At 37.2% G+C, this 14,866-nt stretch carries 16 protein-coding genes; 2 read left to right on the plus strand and 14 right to left on the minus strand.

The window, feature by feature from the left end:
* Positions 1-90 precede the first annotated feature (90 nt).
* The gene (locus P3L56_RS01440; RefSeq protein ID WP_042847728.1) at positions 91-972 is read left to right on the plus strand and encodes a LysR family transcriptional regulator; all 882 of its coding nucleotides are present in this window, start codon (positions 91-93) and stop codon (positions 970-972) included.
* Positions 973-1,039: 67 nt separating this feature from the next.
* Here P3L56_RS01440 and P3L56_RS01445 read toward each other — a convergent pair whose 3' ends face one another.
* The 13 genes from P3L56_RS01445 to glnA form a co-directional block, all read right to left on the minus strand.
* On the minus strand, positions 1,040-1,327 hold the full coding sequence (locus P3L56_RS01445; protein WP_129466941.1) for a helix-turn-helix domain-containing protein: 288 nt from the start codon (positions 1,325-1,327) through the stop codon (positions 1,040-1,042).
* 72 nt (positions 1,328-1,399) lie between these two features.
* Entirely contained in the window at positions 1,400-1,639 is a 240-nt protein-coding gene (locus tag P3L56_RS01450) for a helix-turn-helix domain-containing protein (protein ID WP_042847724.1), read from the minus strand.
* Between the two features lie 204 nt (positions 1,640-1,843).
* Positions 1,844-2,812, minus strand: coding sequence for a fimbrial protein (locus P3L56_RS01455; protein WP_166685425.1), 969 nt, complete (start codon positions 2,810-2,812; stop codon positions 1,844-1,846).
* Positions 2,799-3,089 carry a helix-turn-helix domain-containing protein gene (locus P3L56_RS01460; protein WP_048605457.1) on the minus strand — a complete coding sequence of 97 codons (291 nt, stop codon included), beginning with the start codon at positions 3,087-3,089 and terminating at the stop codon, positions 2,799-2,801. Before P3L56_RS01460 ends, P3L56_RS01455 begins: the two co-directional genes overlap by 14 nt.
* Positions 3,090-3,140: 51 nt before the next feature.
* Positions 3,141-3,638 (minus strand): fimbrial protein, encoded by a 498-nt coding sequence (locus tag P3L56_RS01465; protein ID WP_042847721.1) that lies wholly within the window; start codon positions 3,636-3,638, stop codon positions 3,141-3,143.
* 14 nt (positions 3,639-3,652) lie between these two features.
* Positions 3,653-4,168 carry a fimbrial protein gene (locus tag P3L56_RS01470; RefSeq protein WP_131680889.1) on the minus strand — a complete coding sequence of 172 codons (516 nt, stop codon included), beginning with the start codon at positions 4,166-4,168 and terminating at the stop codon, positions 3,653-3,655.
* Positions 4,169-4,177: 9 nt separating this feature from the next.
* Positions 4,178-5,149: a fimbrial protein gene (locus tag P3L56_RS01475; protein ID WP_042847719.1), complete on the minus strand. Its 972-nt coding sequence runs from the start codon at positions 5,147-5,149 to the stop codon at positions 4,178-4,180.
* 13 nt (positions 5,150-5,162) lie between these two features.
* Complete coding sequence (locus tag P3L56_RS01480) at positions 5,163-7,673, minus strand: fimbria/pilus outer membrane usher protein (RefSeq protein ID WP_048605456.1); 2,511 nt, start codon at positions 7,671-7,673, stop codon at positions 5,163-5,165.
* 26 nt (positions 7,674-7,699) lie between these two features.
* Entirely contained in the window at positions 7,700-8,368 is a 669-nt protein-coding gene (locus P3L56_RS01485) for a molecular chaperone (RefSeq protein WP_048605455.1), read from the minus strand.
* 59 nt (positions 8,369-8,427) lie between these two features.
* Complete coding sequence (locus tag P3L56_RS01490; RefSeq protein WP_042847716.1) at positions 8,428-8,952, minus strand: fimbrial protein; 525 nt, start codon at positions 8,950-8,952, stop codon at positions 8,428-8,430.
* Between the two features lie 647 nt (positions 8,953-9,599).
* A complete protein-coding gene (gene glnG, locus P3L56_RS01495; protein WP_131680886.1) occupies positions 9,600-11,066 on the minus strand; it encodes a nitrogen regulation protein NR(I) in 1,467 nt (488 codons plus the stop codon).
* A gap of 9 nt (positions 11,067-11,075) precedes the next feature.
* A complete protein-coding gene (glnL, locus tag P3L56_RS01500; protein ID WP_042847714.1) occupies positions 11,076-12,125 on the minus strand; it encodes a nitrogen regulation protein NR(II) in 1,050 nt (349 codons plus the stop codon).
* A 155-nt stretch (positions 12,126-12,280) separates the two neighbouring features.
* Positions 12,281-13,690: a glutamate--ammonia ligase gene (gene glnA / locus P3L56_RS01505; RefSeq protein WP_042847713.1), complete on the minus strand. Its 1,410-nt coding sequence runs from the start codon at positions 13,688-13,690 to the stop codon at positions 12,281-12,283.
* 442 nt (positions 13,691-14,132) lie between these two features.
* Between glnA and P3L56_RS01510 the strand changes: the two genes are divergently transcribed.
* Positions 14,133-14,414, plus strand: a complete 282-nt coding sequence (locus P3L56_RS01510; RefSeq protein WP_129466943.1) for a colicin Z C-terminal domain-related protein — start codon at positions 14,133-14,135, stop codon at positions 14,412-14,414.
* 25 nt (positions 14,415-14,439) lie between these two features.
* Here the strand turns inward: P3L56_RS01510 and P3L56_RS01515 are convergent, their stop codons facing one another.
* A complete protein-coding gene (locus tag P3L56_RS01515) occupies positions 14,440-14,838 on the minus strand; it encodes a hypothetical protein (protein ID WP_042847710.1) in 399 nt (132 codons plus the stop codon).
* Positions 14,839-14,866: the final 28 nt, after the last annotated feature.

A 14,866-nucleotide genomic window follows, 5' to 3' on the forward strand; every position in this document is an offset into this window, starting at 1 on the left:
AGGCTGTTATACCGTTGTTGTATAGCAGTATGCGTGTTTTACGCCTTCATTTAAAACGATATAAAGTTCGATGAGGTAAAAGAAAATCTTATGTCAGGGAATTATCGTCATCGACTACCTTTAAATGCTTTGCGTGCATTCGAAGCATCTGCCCGCCATTTAAGTTTCACGCGAGCAGGTATGGAATTGAATGTGACCCAAGCGGCGGTAAGCCAGCAGGTTCGGTTATTAGAAGAGCAACTAGGTTTAGAATTATTTATCCGCTTACCTAGAGGGTTGGCCTTAACAGATGAAGGCTTAGCTCTCCTACCTGTGTTGAGTCGTTCTTTCGACCAAATTGAGTCTTTATTGCAGCAGTTTGATGATGGGCACTACCATGAAGTGTTGAGTATATCAGTAGTGGGAACATTTGCGGTGGGTTGGTTACTACCTCAATTATCAAAATTTTCTAATTTATACCCGTATATTGATTTACGGATTATGACACATAATAACGTAGTCAATTTGGCGGCAGAAGGTGTTGATTTTGCCATACGCTTTGGGGAGGGGTTATGGCCTCTGGCTGAGAATATTCCATTATTTAGCGCATCGCATACTGTGTTATGCTCTGAGAAAATGGCTAACCGCTTAACGACTCCCCTAGATTTAAAAGCGCATCATTTATTACGCTCATACCGTAAAGATGAATGGGAAAAATGGTTTCTTGCCGCAGGTTTAGAGCCGTGGCGAGTGAAAGGGCCTGTGTTTGACTCGTCTCGTCTAATGGTTGAAGCTGCGTTATTAACGGATAGTGTGGCATTGGTACCGAGTTGTATGTTTGAACATGAGTTGAGTGCTGGGAGTTTAGTGCAGCCATTTGATATTTCAGTGACATTAGGGGGCTATTGGCTTAGTCGCTTGAAGTCCAAACCATGTACACCTGCGATGATGATATTCCGTAATTGGTTATTGGATGAATCCCAACAAAGATAAATCGGTGCAATAATGTCATGCACCGACATTTAATAAATCAGCATATAATGATGCTCATATTTAAATATTAAAATACTAACGCCTCAGCAGAAAAATAATTTTTTTTACTAAGTGGGGTGTCTGTATTTTTATTTATTTCTGTCTCGTCAGTTAAAAAATAGGCAGGGTCAATATTAAATATCTGAGATAATTGATATATCGTATCAACATGGATATTGACTTCGCCATTTTCATAACGTGATTGATGTTGTTGGCTAATACCTAATAAGCTACTTAATTCTTTTCCGCTCATACCATTAGCTTCTCTTAATGCTCTAATTTTTAGACCAACAGATTTTGATATTTTTCGTTTCATAATGTTCTCTCTAATTTTAATAACACAAAATTAATTAAGGATTTTTAATATTATTAATGTTTCTTATATGGTTTAATTCTCTTTTTTAGTACTAAAAAAATGAAAAAAAGATTTAATATCAATCTTAAAGTATTCTGCATATTGAGATAACCTATCTATATTTATTCTATTCACTCCTCGTTCATATCTAGATTGTTGTTGTGGACTAATTCCTATTTCCTTAGATATAATAGATATAGGAATACCTAACTTTTTTCTATGATAATAAATTTGATATCCAATTTGTTTGGATATTGAATAATTTTTTGACATGTTTTCCCTTTATAAAATAAATCATAAACAACAGGGCTACACTAGATATAGATAAGGCAAAAACTAGAGCTTAATAGTTAATATATAGATAATTTAAAAAAAAGCATGTGTTTAAATCAAGATATTGTATTTTTATATGGAATGGTATTATTTAATGACCACCCATTTTAGATGGTCGTAATATGATACTTAAAACTAGGCCAATTATTCATATCGAATATTGACTGTTGCTGTACTGTTCGCTTTCCCAGGCGTTATTTTAGCTGCCGTTTTAATATAGCGAGCTTTCCAGTTGAACCGGATATCTCCAGCAGCTGAATTAGTTATGGTATTGTTTTTAGTAGCTAGTTTTATAGGGGCATTACTTGCATTTAGTAGTTGTATGGCAATACCTGTTGCAGAGCCCGTGCCAGATAACTTGATTTTCCCTGTTTGCGTATCAACATACCCCGCACTACTGGTAATGGTTGTTTTAATATTAGTTCCGGCAGCACAACTTAAGGTAATCGGGATATTAACACTAGCACTTACTGCGCCAATATCCTTAAATTGTGTGTCATACCAATCACCTAAAACAACGGTATAGTTGTTCGACTTTGTTGTGCATTTTGCTACATTTATTCGCACGGCATTCATCGGTATATTTAATGTACTGATATTCCAATTTATATGGTTAGGGTTTTCTTGGATTAATCGGCCAACTGGCCCTGCTGTGAGCGCATTAGACTGCGTTACATTTCCAGTTTTTTTTATTGTAAAAGCCCACTTAGGTGTTGTAAGCTCCCATGGTAATCTACCTGCGATGGCTGGATATGGGCCATAAAAATTTAATGCCCCTGATACGGCTCGTATTTCTACACTGATACCTGGAATATTAGTGGCGGCTATTTTATTTACATTTGGCACCCAACCATTTATATATCTGCCATGTAATCTTGCCTGTCCACATTGACCATCTTTGCCTGAGTATGTCTTAACATTATCATTAGCAAAACGAATGATATATGTACCTAAATCCCTTGTTGAGTTATCATCATATTGAATAGTATGAGTTTGTGTAGGAACATTGACATTAATATTCCTTAAGTTTGGGTTTTGAATACAAGCAGAATATGAATATGTAGAATACAATAGTGTTGTCATTAATAATGCTTTTATATTAGATTTCTTCATAGATGTTTCCTCTGGTTTTTATAGGGAATTCTTTTTTAATATATTCTTTCTCTATTTCAGTGAAGATGAAAAACTCTAATATACTAATGTTAAATATCTCAGCATACTGATTTAGCCTATCTAAATTTATTCGGTTAATACCATGTTCATATCTTGATTGTTGTTGTTCACTCACACCAATTATGTTTGCAATCTGGTTTAATGTCATTCCATTCATTTTTCTATAATATGTTATTTTACTTCCAACTATTTTGGAAATAGGGTAGTAATTAGACATAATGTATCTCCTATTAAAATAAATATAGGCGTAATAAGAAATTATATTTAATTACTGATAAGTAAATGTAAATTCTAAGTGGCTTTTAAAAGACCCTGCAATCATTCCATTACCATAACCTGAAACTCTAGCTGATAACGGAATTTCTACGCTTCTAGTTTGTGTGTTGACATTTGTTGTAATGGTATCGCCGTTTTTTATAGTCGCTTTATTTGCAGTTCTTGCTAAATTCAAAGCAACATTTTTTGCTGTCCCGTTGTTTATAAAATACTCTGGAGTTGTTGGGTCTGGAGTACCTGATATAGCCATTACAGCTTGGCTTGTTCCTACAGGGCAATTTTTGAGCTTAACTGAAAAATCAACCCATGACGATTTTTGTGTATCCTTAATATTCCAAATATTAATCTTTTTTAAATCAATAAGGTAATTAGATTTTTCAAGTTCACAAGGCGCAGCTATGACAGTACCGTGTACTTTAATATTCGCAGCTTGCCCAAAAACAATGAAAGAGCAGCTCATTAGTGATAGAAATAAAATAAAGTGTCTCATATTCTTTTCCCTGTTTATAAATAGGTAATTGTTGCTGTAATATTTGCAGAAATAGTTCCAGGGGTGACATTACCTAATGAGCTAAACGCACGTGTTCTTAATGGGATGTTAATATTTGTTTGTCCATTTGTAGTGACTTGCAAAACTTTTTGGTTACCTAAAGCGGTTGTTCCATTACCATTTTGTAGTTGTACAGCTAGGTTCCTTGCCGTACCTTGGTTTTTGTATAAACTTGTTGCATCCGCAGTATCCGCGGTTCCTGTAAACGTCAGTTTTACTTGGTTAATATAGGTAGAACAGTTATTTAAGCTAATATTAAAGTTTTTCCATGGGGAACCTGAATTGGTATTTTTAAAGACATCTGCAGAAATACTTTTTAGGTCAATATCAATATTATTCCCACCAGTAATATTACAAGTAGCCGCTTTAATATTTCCGGTAAAATTCAACGTGACAGTGCTAGCAGCGAATAAATTCCCACTGAATATTAAGCTACTAAGTAAAAGTAAATTTTTAGGTATTATTTTCATTTTTTATTCCTACTCATAGCGGATATTTACAGTAGCGGAGGCATTCGCTGTACCCGGCGTGATATTATCTGCCGTTTTTATATAGCGAGCTTTCCAATTAAACATATAATCACCAGCCGGCACATTATTTTGCAGGCTGTTCTTGGTATTCAGCTTGATTGGATTATTATTTTTATCCAATAATTGTATTGCGACACCAGTAGCACTATCAGCTCCTGTTAGCCCTAATTTTCCTGTCGCCGCATCTTCATATTTAGAACTTGTGACAGTCGCTTTAATATTGGTGCCAGCTGCACAAGTTAATGTAATTGGAATATCAACCGGTGTGCTGGTTGAGCCTATATTGGGAAATTGTGTATCATACCAATCTTGCATATCAATATTGTAGGTTGACTGATTATTCTTTAATGAACAGCTAAGCACATTGATACGAATAGCATTAGTTGGCATATTTAAGGTTGTTAAAGTCCACGTCACACTGGTTGGTGCACGGTAAGTTACGGTTAACCTTGCGACATTTCCGGCTCTTAATGTGCCACCTTGTGTTACCGAACCAAGTTTTTTTACTGTGATGCCCCAATGCGTTGTTAATATATTATAATTGGAGTTGTTTTTATCCCATGAAGCATTAAACGCTCCAATGCCTGCGGTTGTAACAGAAATGCCAATACCCGGAATATTAGATAGGGCAACTTTATTGGCATTTGGTGACCAGCTATTGATAAAACTCCCCGTTAAGTATGAAGTAGCACAAGAACTCGAATCACTAGCTACCCACTGAGATGTAGATGAAAAATCAGCACGGAGAGACCCTAAATCTCTAGGTGTAATATCATCATATTGAATGTTATATACTGCGGTCGGTACGTTAGCGAATTTATTATTTAAATTTGGGTTTAAGGTACAAGCTGCATTAGCATACCCTGAGTATAAATATATAAAACTCATAGCCAATATCGATTTATAAATAAAATTTTTCATTATTTATTCCTTATTATCGGCAAACCGCTGCTGTTTTATATAACCCCATATAATTCGATATACCTGCTAAGTTATAATTGACTTGGCATTGTTGTTTATCGTTATATTGAATAATAAAATTGCCGTTTTCAGCTAAGCCTGATAAATAAATTTCGCCATCATTCCCCACCATACTGTTTAACTGCGGGTTATCGTTAAAGATAGCTTGGGCGCCAAAAGGTACAGGTTTACCGTCAGTAAAAGTCAGCAGCATAATTGCGCGGTAGCCAACGTTTGCGGTAAAGCTCGCTTTGACTAAAGCCCCTCGGCTTGGTGAAACACTTCGACTGGATAAATCCATCTCAGTATTCTCAGGTAATGCAGAGGTATCTATATCGATCATATTTTTGCGATAAGCAGTGACATAAGGTACCAATGCGTAACCTTGGTTATTTGTAGTCACCCCAGCTTGGTTTAGGATCGGTACATCACCTGCATCAGGAATTTCAACAAGCGCCGCGGTTTCTCCCAACTGTTGGCCAAGTACAAGGCCGCCAGAATGTGCGACTAAGCTACCGTTAACCCCGTAATAGAGGTTATAGCTGTCTTTGCTGTAGCCACTACCGCCTGAGACTTCACCATATTGGCCTTTATAAGAAGCATTCATATTACCGTTAGTGCCTTGGTCTCGAGTAGTAAAGCCTTGTTGAACGCTCCAATTTAACCGGTTATTTAACTGTGATGCTGAAAGACCAATGCTTCCGGTACTTGCACTATTACTGCTGCTACTACTGTTAAAGTTGTAATAGAAGGTATCGTCAAATACCGAAAAGGGTACGCTGACGGAAAGCGCTAATTGATGGTCATCTTCGCTTTTTGAACGACTTCCTGACCGATAAGAATAGCTATTGGTATTTTTGTTATAGGTATAATTCAAACTATAACTGACACCTTGCCAACTATTGTTATAACCCACCGTGGCAGATTGCGTTTTTCGGTCACTGTTCCAATAATCTTCATTAATATAACCAACAGAAATTGAACCAAAACTATCCCCTAAGTTTTGGCTGAGGGTAATTTCACCACGATTACGGCGTCGTTCAATTTCAGGGGCATAGTTTGTATCCCTATAACCATCAAACACTTCCGCTAAACTATAAAAGCCTTTGGTGGAATAACGATAACCTGCCAATGCGATATTAGTACCAATATCATTGATATTTTTGTTATAGCGGAAACGGTATGATTGGCCTTTTTCCTTAACATCATTACTGAGCGTTGAATTTGCATGAGTAACGTCAATTGATAAGGCACCAAAGCGCCCAAGGTTTTGCCCTGCACCAATGGAATAAGACTGGTAATGTTCACTAACTTGGCTTCCTCCATATGCGGTGATGCCATAAGGCAAGCCATAGATTAAGGTGAACTGACCAAATTTTGTTTTATCAATGCTATTATCATAAGCGCGGTATTCACCGCCAGTTACGCTATAAGAAAAATACCCTTCACGTTGTAATACGGGTAATGAAGCGAAAGGAACAATTTGGTATTGCTCGCTACCATTAGACTCTTTTATTGTGACATGTAAATCGCCGCTCCCCCCTGTTGGGTAGAGGTCTGTAATTTCAAAAGGACCAGCAGCCACTTCAGTTTGGTAGATAATGTAGCCATTTTGGCGGATTGTTACTTGTGCATTGCTACGTGCTATCCCGCGAACTACAGGCGCATAACCACGCAAGCTTTCAGGGGACATATCGTCATCTGTTGCCAATTGTGCACCACGAAAGGGCACACTATCAAAAACCATCGAAGGCGAAACACTATCACCTAAAGTTAATTGGCTTTTGATACTATTAATGCCACGCGATGCATAAGTGTAAATGGTGTCCCATTTACCGGATTGGTCATTATTACTGGACCATGTTGTATAGTTACGCAAACGCCAGGCCCCAAGATTTATACCGGGTCTTAAATTCACATAATGAGATGTACTATCTGAATCATTATTTTTTCGGTCGTAATTTTTTGAACCATTATAGCTATAGTTTAATAATAACGCGTTGATTCCATTGTCAATGTTAGCTAAATCAACATATCCCCTTGGGTTTCTATCCAAGGCAATTTGAGGAATACTAAGATATAAACGTTGTGAACCAAATTCAAAATCACTTTTTGCATCAGGAATGGCAGCAAGGTTTATACAGTGGCTTCCTGAATGTTGCAATTCAGGGTAATCATTAACTTTAATGCCAAATTCTTTGAGATCATTAAGAGATAAACAAGGAGCTAACTTGTTATTACTGTCTTTATCAAACTTAAGGCTTTTAGCACCAATTAGGTTGGTATTAACATAGATATCAACATAGTAATCCCCAGCTAATTGTTCATCATTTTCAAATTGTGATAGGTCAACTGAATCTTTATTAGGTAGCTCTAAAAAATCAGGGTCAAAATAGACTGTATCATCTGGTTTTTCTTCAGCATATAATGCCGTCGTATAGCCTAAATATAATAATAGGCCAAGAAATATTTTATTTAATTTCATATCGTAACCTAACTCATTTTATAAGTTTATATTTTCTTTTCGAGTGTTTCTGGTGCAGACCCATAGTCATTAATAACTTCCCATTTAATTATTCCATTAGAACTAGGGTTATTAACGTCAAAAGATGCACTTGCAAATGGTGCGACATAAGAAACATCATTTGCTTTAGTTCCATTAAAGCTAATGCTTTGAAAGTTCATAAAATAGGGAGTTGGGTTTTTAACAATAATGTTATTTCCTGACTTAGACCATACTAATTTTTTTTGTTCTTCAATAAAATCAACATTCTTTAAGCTTTTTGGACGATAGATCAGCTTCATTTGTGTTTTAAATGCAATTTGCAATGAATTTTCTGTTCTTTCTGTCGCAGGGATCGTTTTTATATTCAGCCAGAATAATGACTCTCTATCATTAGGTAGTTTATTCTCAGTTAGAAAGATTCTAAGTGCATTTGTGTTATCTGGATTCAACCTAAATAATGGTGGTGTTATAGCAAAATCAGATTGTTTTTTTTCATCGATATTATCAATCCAAGACTGAATTAAATAAGGGATCTTATCTGGATTTTCTACACTAATGCTGACATCTTTGTTTCCCTCATTGTAAATAACACGAGTTCCACCAATAATGACACCTGCATATGCAGTGTTTAATAGTGTAAATACAGAAATGAAAATATAGATAATGAATTTCATAATACCACCATTGATTATAATTATATAAGGCTTAATTCCTTTTAAACCTTATTTGTTATTTAGTTATAATTGATTGTAAATGTTGCAGTGCCGTTAGCAGGACCAGGAGTTACAGTGTCAGATTTAGCAATATAACGTGCTCTGAAGTCTAAATTATTTTCAACACCATCTTTTAATGGGTATGTTTTAGAGGCAGTAAATAGTGGGACTACTTTATTAGCATCATCAGTAATTTGAATACCGACACCAGTTGCAACACCAGTTTCTTCTTTTAATTTAATAACTTCATCATCGCCGATATAAGAATCCGCATCAAACTTAACAGAAGCACTTGTTACAGTCGTTGGGCAATTAATTAATTTAATGGTAAATTTAGTGGCGGCAGCAGTACTACCTGCACTTGGTAATGCGGTTTTTGAAACTTTACCTAAATTAACTTTTAATGCATCAGAACCAGCAGCTAATTCACAGGCTTGGTCAATAATTTCACCAGTAAAATCAATAGTACCATCCGCTGCTAATGCATTATTAATAGCAAAGATTGAGGATGCAGCAATTAATGATGCAAGTAAATTCTTTTTCATCTGTTTTTCTCCGGAATATAATTTATTTATTTTTCATTGAGTGGTTGAAAATATCAATTACTCAACTGAAGAGTATTTTGAATCTATTTTTTAAAATAAACAAGTTTTGTTATATTTGGTGAAATATAATTAAATTTTAATATGATTAATATCATAATAAGTAATTAACACACTATGGGTTAATAATTAACTCCATGTGCTTACTTAAAGTAAATTTCATTTTTACTGGGTTTTTTACTAAAGTTAAATAACGATATAAAACTAAGATTACCTATAAAGTGGTGGATAAATTTAATTTATCTCTTATATGGTGATTGTTTGGGTTTATCAGGCGTTAGCATATAGAGTATACTTGAAGTGTTTGTCATTTATATTATCTAATAATGAAAAATCATTATAAATATCAAATCACGATGGTCTAAATATGCTTGTTTTGGTGTTTTTATTATGGATGTCATTTATTAACCATCGCATTTCAATGGTCTATATAAGTGATTGCTTATTGTTTTTATTATCAATGGCTGAGAGAAAAAATTAAATGTTAAGCTAATTATCATAAATAAGATGGAGATGTATTCTTTTATTTCGCCACCTTATTTTAATGATATGCTTTTGTTTTAATTAGGCTTACATAAACAAATAATGAATTACTCAAGCCCTAATTCTTTTAATTTTCGAGTTAAAGTATTCCTTCCCCAGCCTAATAAACGGGCAGCTTCTTGTTTATGGCCCTTGGTATATGTCAATGCGCAACTTAGCATAGTACGCTCTAATATAGGAATTGTTTGTGCTAATAAATCGTCTTTACCTGCTGATAACGCGTTATTAGCCCACTTTTCTAATAATTCAAACCATTGTGCTTCTGAGTTGGCTTGATGTGTAGGTAAAATTACGTATTCATTGGCCTTCAGGTTATTTTCTTCAGTATTTTGTATCGGGCGCTCTTCCAGCAAATCTTCCGGTAGGTCTTGCGGTAAAATTTCTTGGCTAGCGGCCATCACTGTGAGCCAGCGACAAACATTTTCTAATTGGCGGACATTACCCGACCAATAATAGCGCTGGAGGATTTTTTCGCTATCAGCATGTAGCACTTTACTCTCTACACCTAACTCCTTAGCGGTATTTTGTAAGAAGTAATGCGCAAGGCGTGGGATATCTTCGGTACGCTCGCGTAATGGTGGTAATTGTACTCGAATGACATTCAACCGGTGAAATAAGTCTTCACGAAAAAGCCCTTCTTTGACGCGTTTTTCGAGATCTTGGTGGGTTGCTGCAATAATACGCACATCCACTTTTACAGGAGTATAACCACCAATCCGGTAAAATTGCCCTTCAGCGAGAACGCGTAGTAATCGAGTCTGCACATCGAGGGGCATATCGCCAATTTCATCTAAAAATAATGACCCATGATTGGCTTGTTCAAACCGGCCTTGGCGCACTTGGGTTGCACCGGTAAATGCCCCTTTTTCATGACCAAATAGTTCGGATTCAATTAAATCTTTTGGGATCGCAGCCATATTCAGTGCAATAAATGGCTGATTAACACGAGGACTATGCTGATGTAAGGCGTGAGCAACTAACTCTTTCCCTGTTCCTGATTCACCATTAATTAGCACGCTGATGGATGAGCGAGATAAGCGACCAATGATTCGATAAACCTCCTGCATGGCAGGGGCTTCACCAATCATGGTTGAAGACACAATAGGAGCCTGCTGTTTAGTATCCCGATCAGTGTGATTTTGTTCACGGCTGTGATTGAGTGCCCGTTCGACCAGTGCCACTGTTTCATCAATATCAAATGGCTTTGGTAGATAATCAAAGGCCCCAGATTGGTAAGCATTGACCGCGGCATCAAGGTCTGAATGCGCCGTCATGATAATAATCGGCAGTAAGGGATGAGATTGCTTAATAGTATTTAGTAATTCAATACCATTTGTGCCTGGCATACGAATATCAGATAACAACACGTCAGGAAGTGAGGTCTCTAAGGCAGCGAGAACAGCATCAGCGCTATCAAAACAGGTGCATGAAAATTCAGCACTGCTAAGTGCCCGTTCTAATACCCAGCGAATAGAACTGTCATCATCAACAACCCAAATTTTTCCCTGTGCCATAGATATCTCCTATTTTTTGATTGGTAGATAAATAGAAAACTCGGTATGCCCCGGCCAACTGGTAAATTCGATTTTACCCGCGTGTTGGTCGACTAAGCTTCGAGCAATAGATAAACCGAGCCCTGTACCATCAGGTCGCCCACTAACCATTGGGTAAAATAAAGTGTCTTGAATTGCTAATGGGATACCTGGGCCATTATCTTCAATATCAATACGCGCTGTTAGTCGATAGCGTTCACCTTGTAACATCACCTGAAATGCGGTGCGTGTCCGTAGCGTAATATTTCCCCCAGTTACCGCGAGAGCTTGCAGCGCATTGCGTGCTACATTTAGTAGTACTTGCTCGATTTGATCAGGGTAATATTCGAGTTCAGGTAAGCTTGGGTCATAATCACGAACCAGTGTGACGTTATCCGGCTTTTCTAAGGATAGCAAACGCGTCACATTTTCCATTATATGATGAATGCTTTGCTGGGTTTTAGGACCCGGATATTGCGGACCAAGCAACCTATCGACAAGTGCCCTTAAGCGGTCAGCTTGCTCAATGATAACTTGAGTATATTCATTCAGTTGAGGGTCAGGCAGTGCTTTAGATAATAACTGCGCAGCACCTCGCAAACCGCCTAGTGGGTTTTTTATTTCATGGGCAAGTCCGCGAATGAGCTCGCGGGCTGCAAGTTGTTGGGCATTTTGCGCTAATTCTTGGCTTAGACGCCGTTGACTATCAAGTTGAGAAAGCTCAACTAAAATAAATTGTTCAGAAAATGGCTGAGCACTGAAAGACATCACATGGGAATGGTTATTAAACACCAGTGTGACCTCATTTTCTGTAAAGCTATGCCCTTCCTTTAAACTACTCAACATCAGTTCATCATTGAGTGAACAATAACTAAAGAGAAGAGGGAGAGGGGTACCATATAGCTTACGCTGGCTTTGAGTTAAAATCTGGAGTGCAGCATGATTGGCATAGTGGATAACCAGGTCGTAATCCAAAATCAGCACGCTATTAATTAGTGAATCGAGAAGTTGTTCTGGTGCTGGCAAATGTTCGGTTTTCATGTAATGTTGCTCCTGCACTATTTTGGTGCATTATACCTGATAGACCAAACAACCGATATTTGATTTTGTTCCGCTAATATTTTACAGAGAAAAGGCCCCATCAAAAGATGGGGCAAGTGCTTCACGGCAACAAAGACTAGCAGTGGAACGGCGTGTTACACACTGTAGTACATTTCAAATTCGAGAGGGTGTGGTGCCATACGGACACGCTGGATATCGCTGCGAACTAATTCGATATAAGCGTCAATGGCGTCATTCGTGAATACACCGCCACGAGTTAAGAATTCACGGTCTTTATCTAACTCAGCCAAGGCTTCGTCTAAAGAGCCTGAAACTGTTGGGATTTCTTTGGCTTCTTCAGGTGGTAAGTCGTATAAGTTTTTATCCATTGCATCGCCTGGATGGATTTTATTGATAATGCCATCAAGGCCTGCCATTAACTGTGCAGCAAACGCGAGGTATGGGTTAGCCGCAGGGTCTGGGAAGCGTACCTCAATACGACGTGCTTTAGTGCTGGCAACCACCGGAATACGGATAGATGCAGAACGGTTACGCGCTGAGTAAGCCAGCATGACTGGTGCTTCAAAGCCCGGAACTAAACGCTTGTATGAGTTGGTTGTTGGGTTGGTAAATGCGTTCAGCGCACGAGCGTGTTTAATGATACCGCCGATGTAGTACAGCGCCATCTCAGATAAACCGCCGTATTTGTCACCAGCAAACAGGTTAACACCGTCTTTAGACAAAGACATATGGCAGTGCATACCTGAGCCGTTATCACCGACGAGTGGCTTTGGCATAAAGGTTGCGGTTTTACCGTATGCATGGGCAACATTATGAACAACATATTTATAAATCTGGGTTTCATCCGCTTTTTTGGTCATAGTATTAAAGCGGGTAGCAACTTCGTTTTGACCTGCTGTTGCCACTTCATGGTGATGCGCTTCAACCACTAAGCCCATTTCTTCCATTGTGGTACACATTGCAGAGCGCAGGTTTTGTGATGAATCAACGGGGGGAACTGGGAAATAACCGCCTTGTACTGCTGGGCGATGACCTTTATTGCCGCCTTCGTATTTTGTGCCAGTATTCCACGCTGCTTCGATATCATCGATATGGTAGTAGCTACCATGCATATTATTGCCAAAACGGATATCATCAAAAACGAAAAATTCAGGCTCTGGACCAAACAGAACGATATCAGCGATACCGCTAGAACGTAAAAAGTCCTCAGCGCGTTTTGAAATTGAACGCGGGTCCCTGTCATAACCTTGCATAGTGCCTGGTTCTAAAATATCGCAACGGATAATTAAGGTTATGTCAGCAAAGAATGGGTCGATAACCGCGGTTGATGGGTCTGGCATCAATACCATATCTGATTCATTAATCCCTTTCCATCCACCGATAGATGAACCATCAAACATCTGGCCTTCTTCAAAGAAGTCTTCGTCAACTTGGTGAGCAGGGATAGTGATGTGTTGCTCTTTACCTTTAGTATCGGTAAAGCGCAGATCAATAAATCTAACATTTTGCTCTTTTATTAACGATAAAACATGTTCAGCGGACATTCTCGGCTCTCCTGGTCGGGTCTAATCAACAATCGTCTAGATGATGCGCTTGTTGTTTTTTGTCTAGCGGTAGTGAGTCGTGTAAAACGAGGCACTGTTATTCGCTCTGTAAATATATAAGCGAAAATCATGCCAACTTTTTAAATTATAGTAAATTCTGATTGTTACAAAGAAATGATGGGAGAGAAAATGATAAAATGGAATAAAATGCACTAAATTGGTGCTTTTTGTTGGTTGTTTGCACTATTTTGGTGCGTTTTTTAAATGCGAATCATTTATGTCATGCATTCATCATAAATATAATATTTTATGTTCTTCGCTTATGCCAGTATTAATAAGGATATATTTGAGCAACATTGAGTATTGAATCTAAATATATTTTTGTACTTTACATAATATTTATGTGGAAAAGTGACGACATAGTTAATAGGGGTATAAATATATGGCAAGATCTCAAGGTTGGGCTCCACCATTAGCATGGGGACCGTGGGTTAATCTTCATACGCACGTAGGGAATAGCGCTTATACTGTTTCATTTGATGCAGTATCAAGTCTGCAATCAACATTTGATGCTGAAATACAATATGTAACCAATTCAGGTGATAGAACCGTTCGTACTATGGGGCCTGGCTCATATAGAATTAATGGAAATAATGGGGCAGGACAAGACCGGATTAGGTTTAAGAGCCATTCAGTAGGGCTGACGATAGAAGTTAGGTACTAAATATAAAAGTGGCTTTATGCTAACTTTACTTATTCATCAAAGATTTAAATAAATTTAAATTAGATTGATTGTTTAGATTTTGGTAAAAACCATCATCTAATGAATGGATGTTTCCTAAATGAATGTTTTTTTGAATAAGAACGTTATTAAAATAAACATTCATTTTTTTATTTTTATTTTTGGTTAGAAAATCATATAGTTTAGGCCGGCAATTATTTGTATTGCTAAGTGTTATAAAAACAATATGTTCATTATTTTTTGATTCATCCTTATATGATTCGATACATTCTTTATCTAATTGAAAAAAAGAATTATTTGTAGAGTAAGATAAAATGTTATCGCTTTTAATTTTGCAACTAATGAGCAATAGCCCCGTTATAATTGCTATAGATGAAATAAAAAAGATTTTTTTTGAATTATTCATAAATGTTATTATCATTCCAAATACTCAA

The organism is Providencia sp. PROV024 (assembly GCF_032709665.1).
Classification (GTDB): Bacteria; Pseudomonadota; Gammaproteobacteria; order Enterobacterales; family Enterobacteriaceae; genus Providencia; species Providencia huashanensis.

Bases quoted from the DNA above. Each gene is read 5' to 3' on its own strand.
- P3L56_RS01440 (WP_042847728.1), top strand. From the start codon at position 91: ATGTCAGGGAATTATCGTCATCGACTACCTTTAAATGCTTTGCGTGCA.
- P3L56_RS01445 (WP_129466941.1), bottom strand. From the start codon at position 1,327: ATGAAACGAAAAATATCAAAATCTGTTGGTCTAAAAATTAGAGCATTA.
- P3L56_RS01450 (WP_042847724.1), bottom strand. From the start codon at position 1,639: ATGTCAAAAAATTATTCAATATCCAAACAAATTGGATATCAAATTTAT.
- P3L56_RS01455 (WP_166685425.1), bottom strand. From the start codon at position 2,812: ATGAAGAAATCTAATATAAAAGCATTATTAATGACAACACTATTGTAT.
- P3L56_RS01460 (WP_048605457.1), bottom strand. From the start codon at position 3,089: ATGTCTAATTACTACCCTATTTCCAAAATAGTTGGAAGTAAAATAACA.
- P3L56_RS01465 (WP_042847721.1), bottom strand. From the start codon at position 3,638: ATGAGACACTTTATTTTATTTCTATCACTAATGAGCTGCTCTTTCATT.
- P3L56_RS01470 (WP_131680889.1), bottom strand. From the start codon at position 4,168: ATGAAAATAATACCTAAAAATTTACTTTTACTTAGTAGCTTAATATTC.
- P3L56_RS01475 (WP_042847719.1), bottom strand. From the start codon at position 5,149: ATGAAAAATTTTATTTATAAATCGATATTGGCTATGAGTTTTATATAT.
- P3L56_RS01480 (WP_048605456.1), bottom strand. From the start codon at position 7,673: ATGAAATTAAATAAAATATTTCTTGGCCTATTATTATATTTAGGCTAT.
- P3L56_RS01485 (WP_048605455.1), bottom strand. From the start codon at position 8,368: ATGAAATTCATTATCTATATTTTCATTTCTGTATTTACACTATTAAAC.
- P3L56_RS01490 (WP_042847716.1), bottom strand. From the start codon at position 8,952: ATGAAAAAGAATTTACTTGCATCATTAATTGCTGCATCCTCAATCTTT.
- glnG (WP_131680886.1), bottom strand. From the start codon at position 11,066: ATGGCACAGGGAAAAATTTGGGTTGTTGATGATGACAGTTCTATTCGC.
- glnL (WP_042847714.1), bottom strand. From the start codon at position 12,125: ATGAAAACCGAACATTTGCCAGCACCAGAACAACTTCTCGATTCACTA.
- glnA (WP_042847713.1), bottom strand. From the start codon at position 13,690: ATGTCCGCTGAACATGTTTTATCGTTAATAAAAGAGCAAAATGTTAGA.
- P3L56_RS01510 (WP_129466943.1), top strand. From the start codon at position 14,133: ATGGCAAGATCTCAAGGTTGGGCTCCACCATTAGCATGGGGACCGTGG.
- P3L56_RS01515 (WP_042847710.1), bottom strand. From the start codon at position 14,838: ATGAATAATTCAAAAAAAATCTTTTTTATTTCATCTATAGCAATTATA.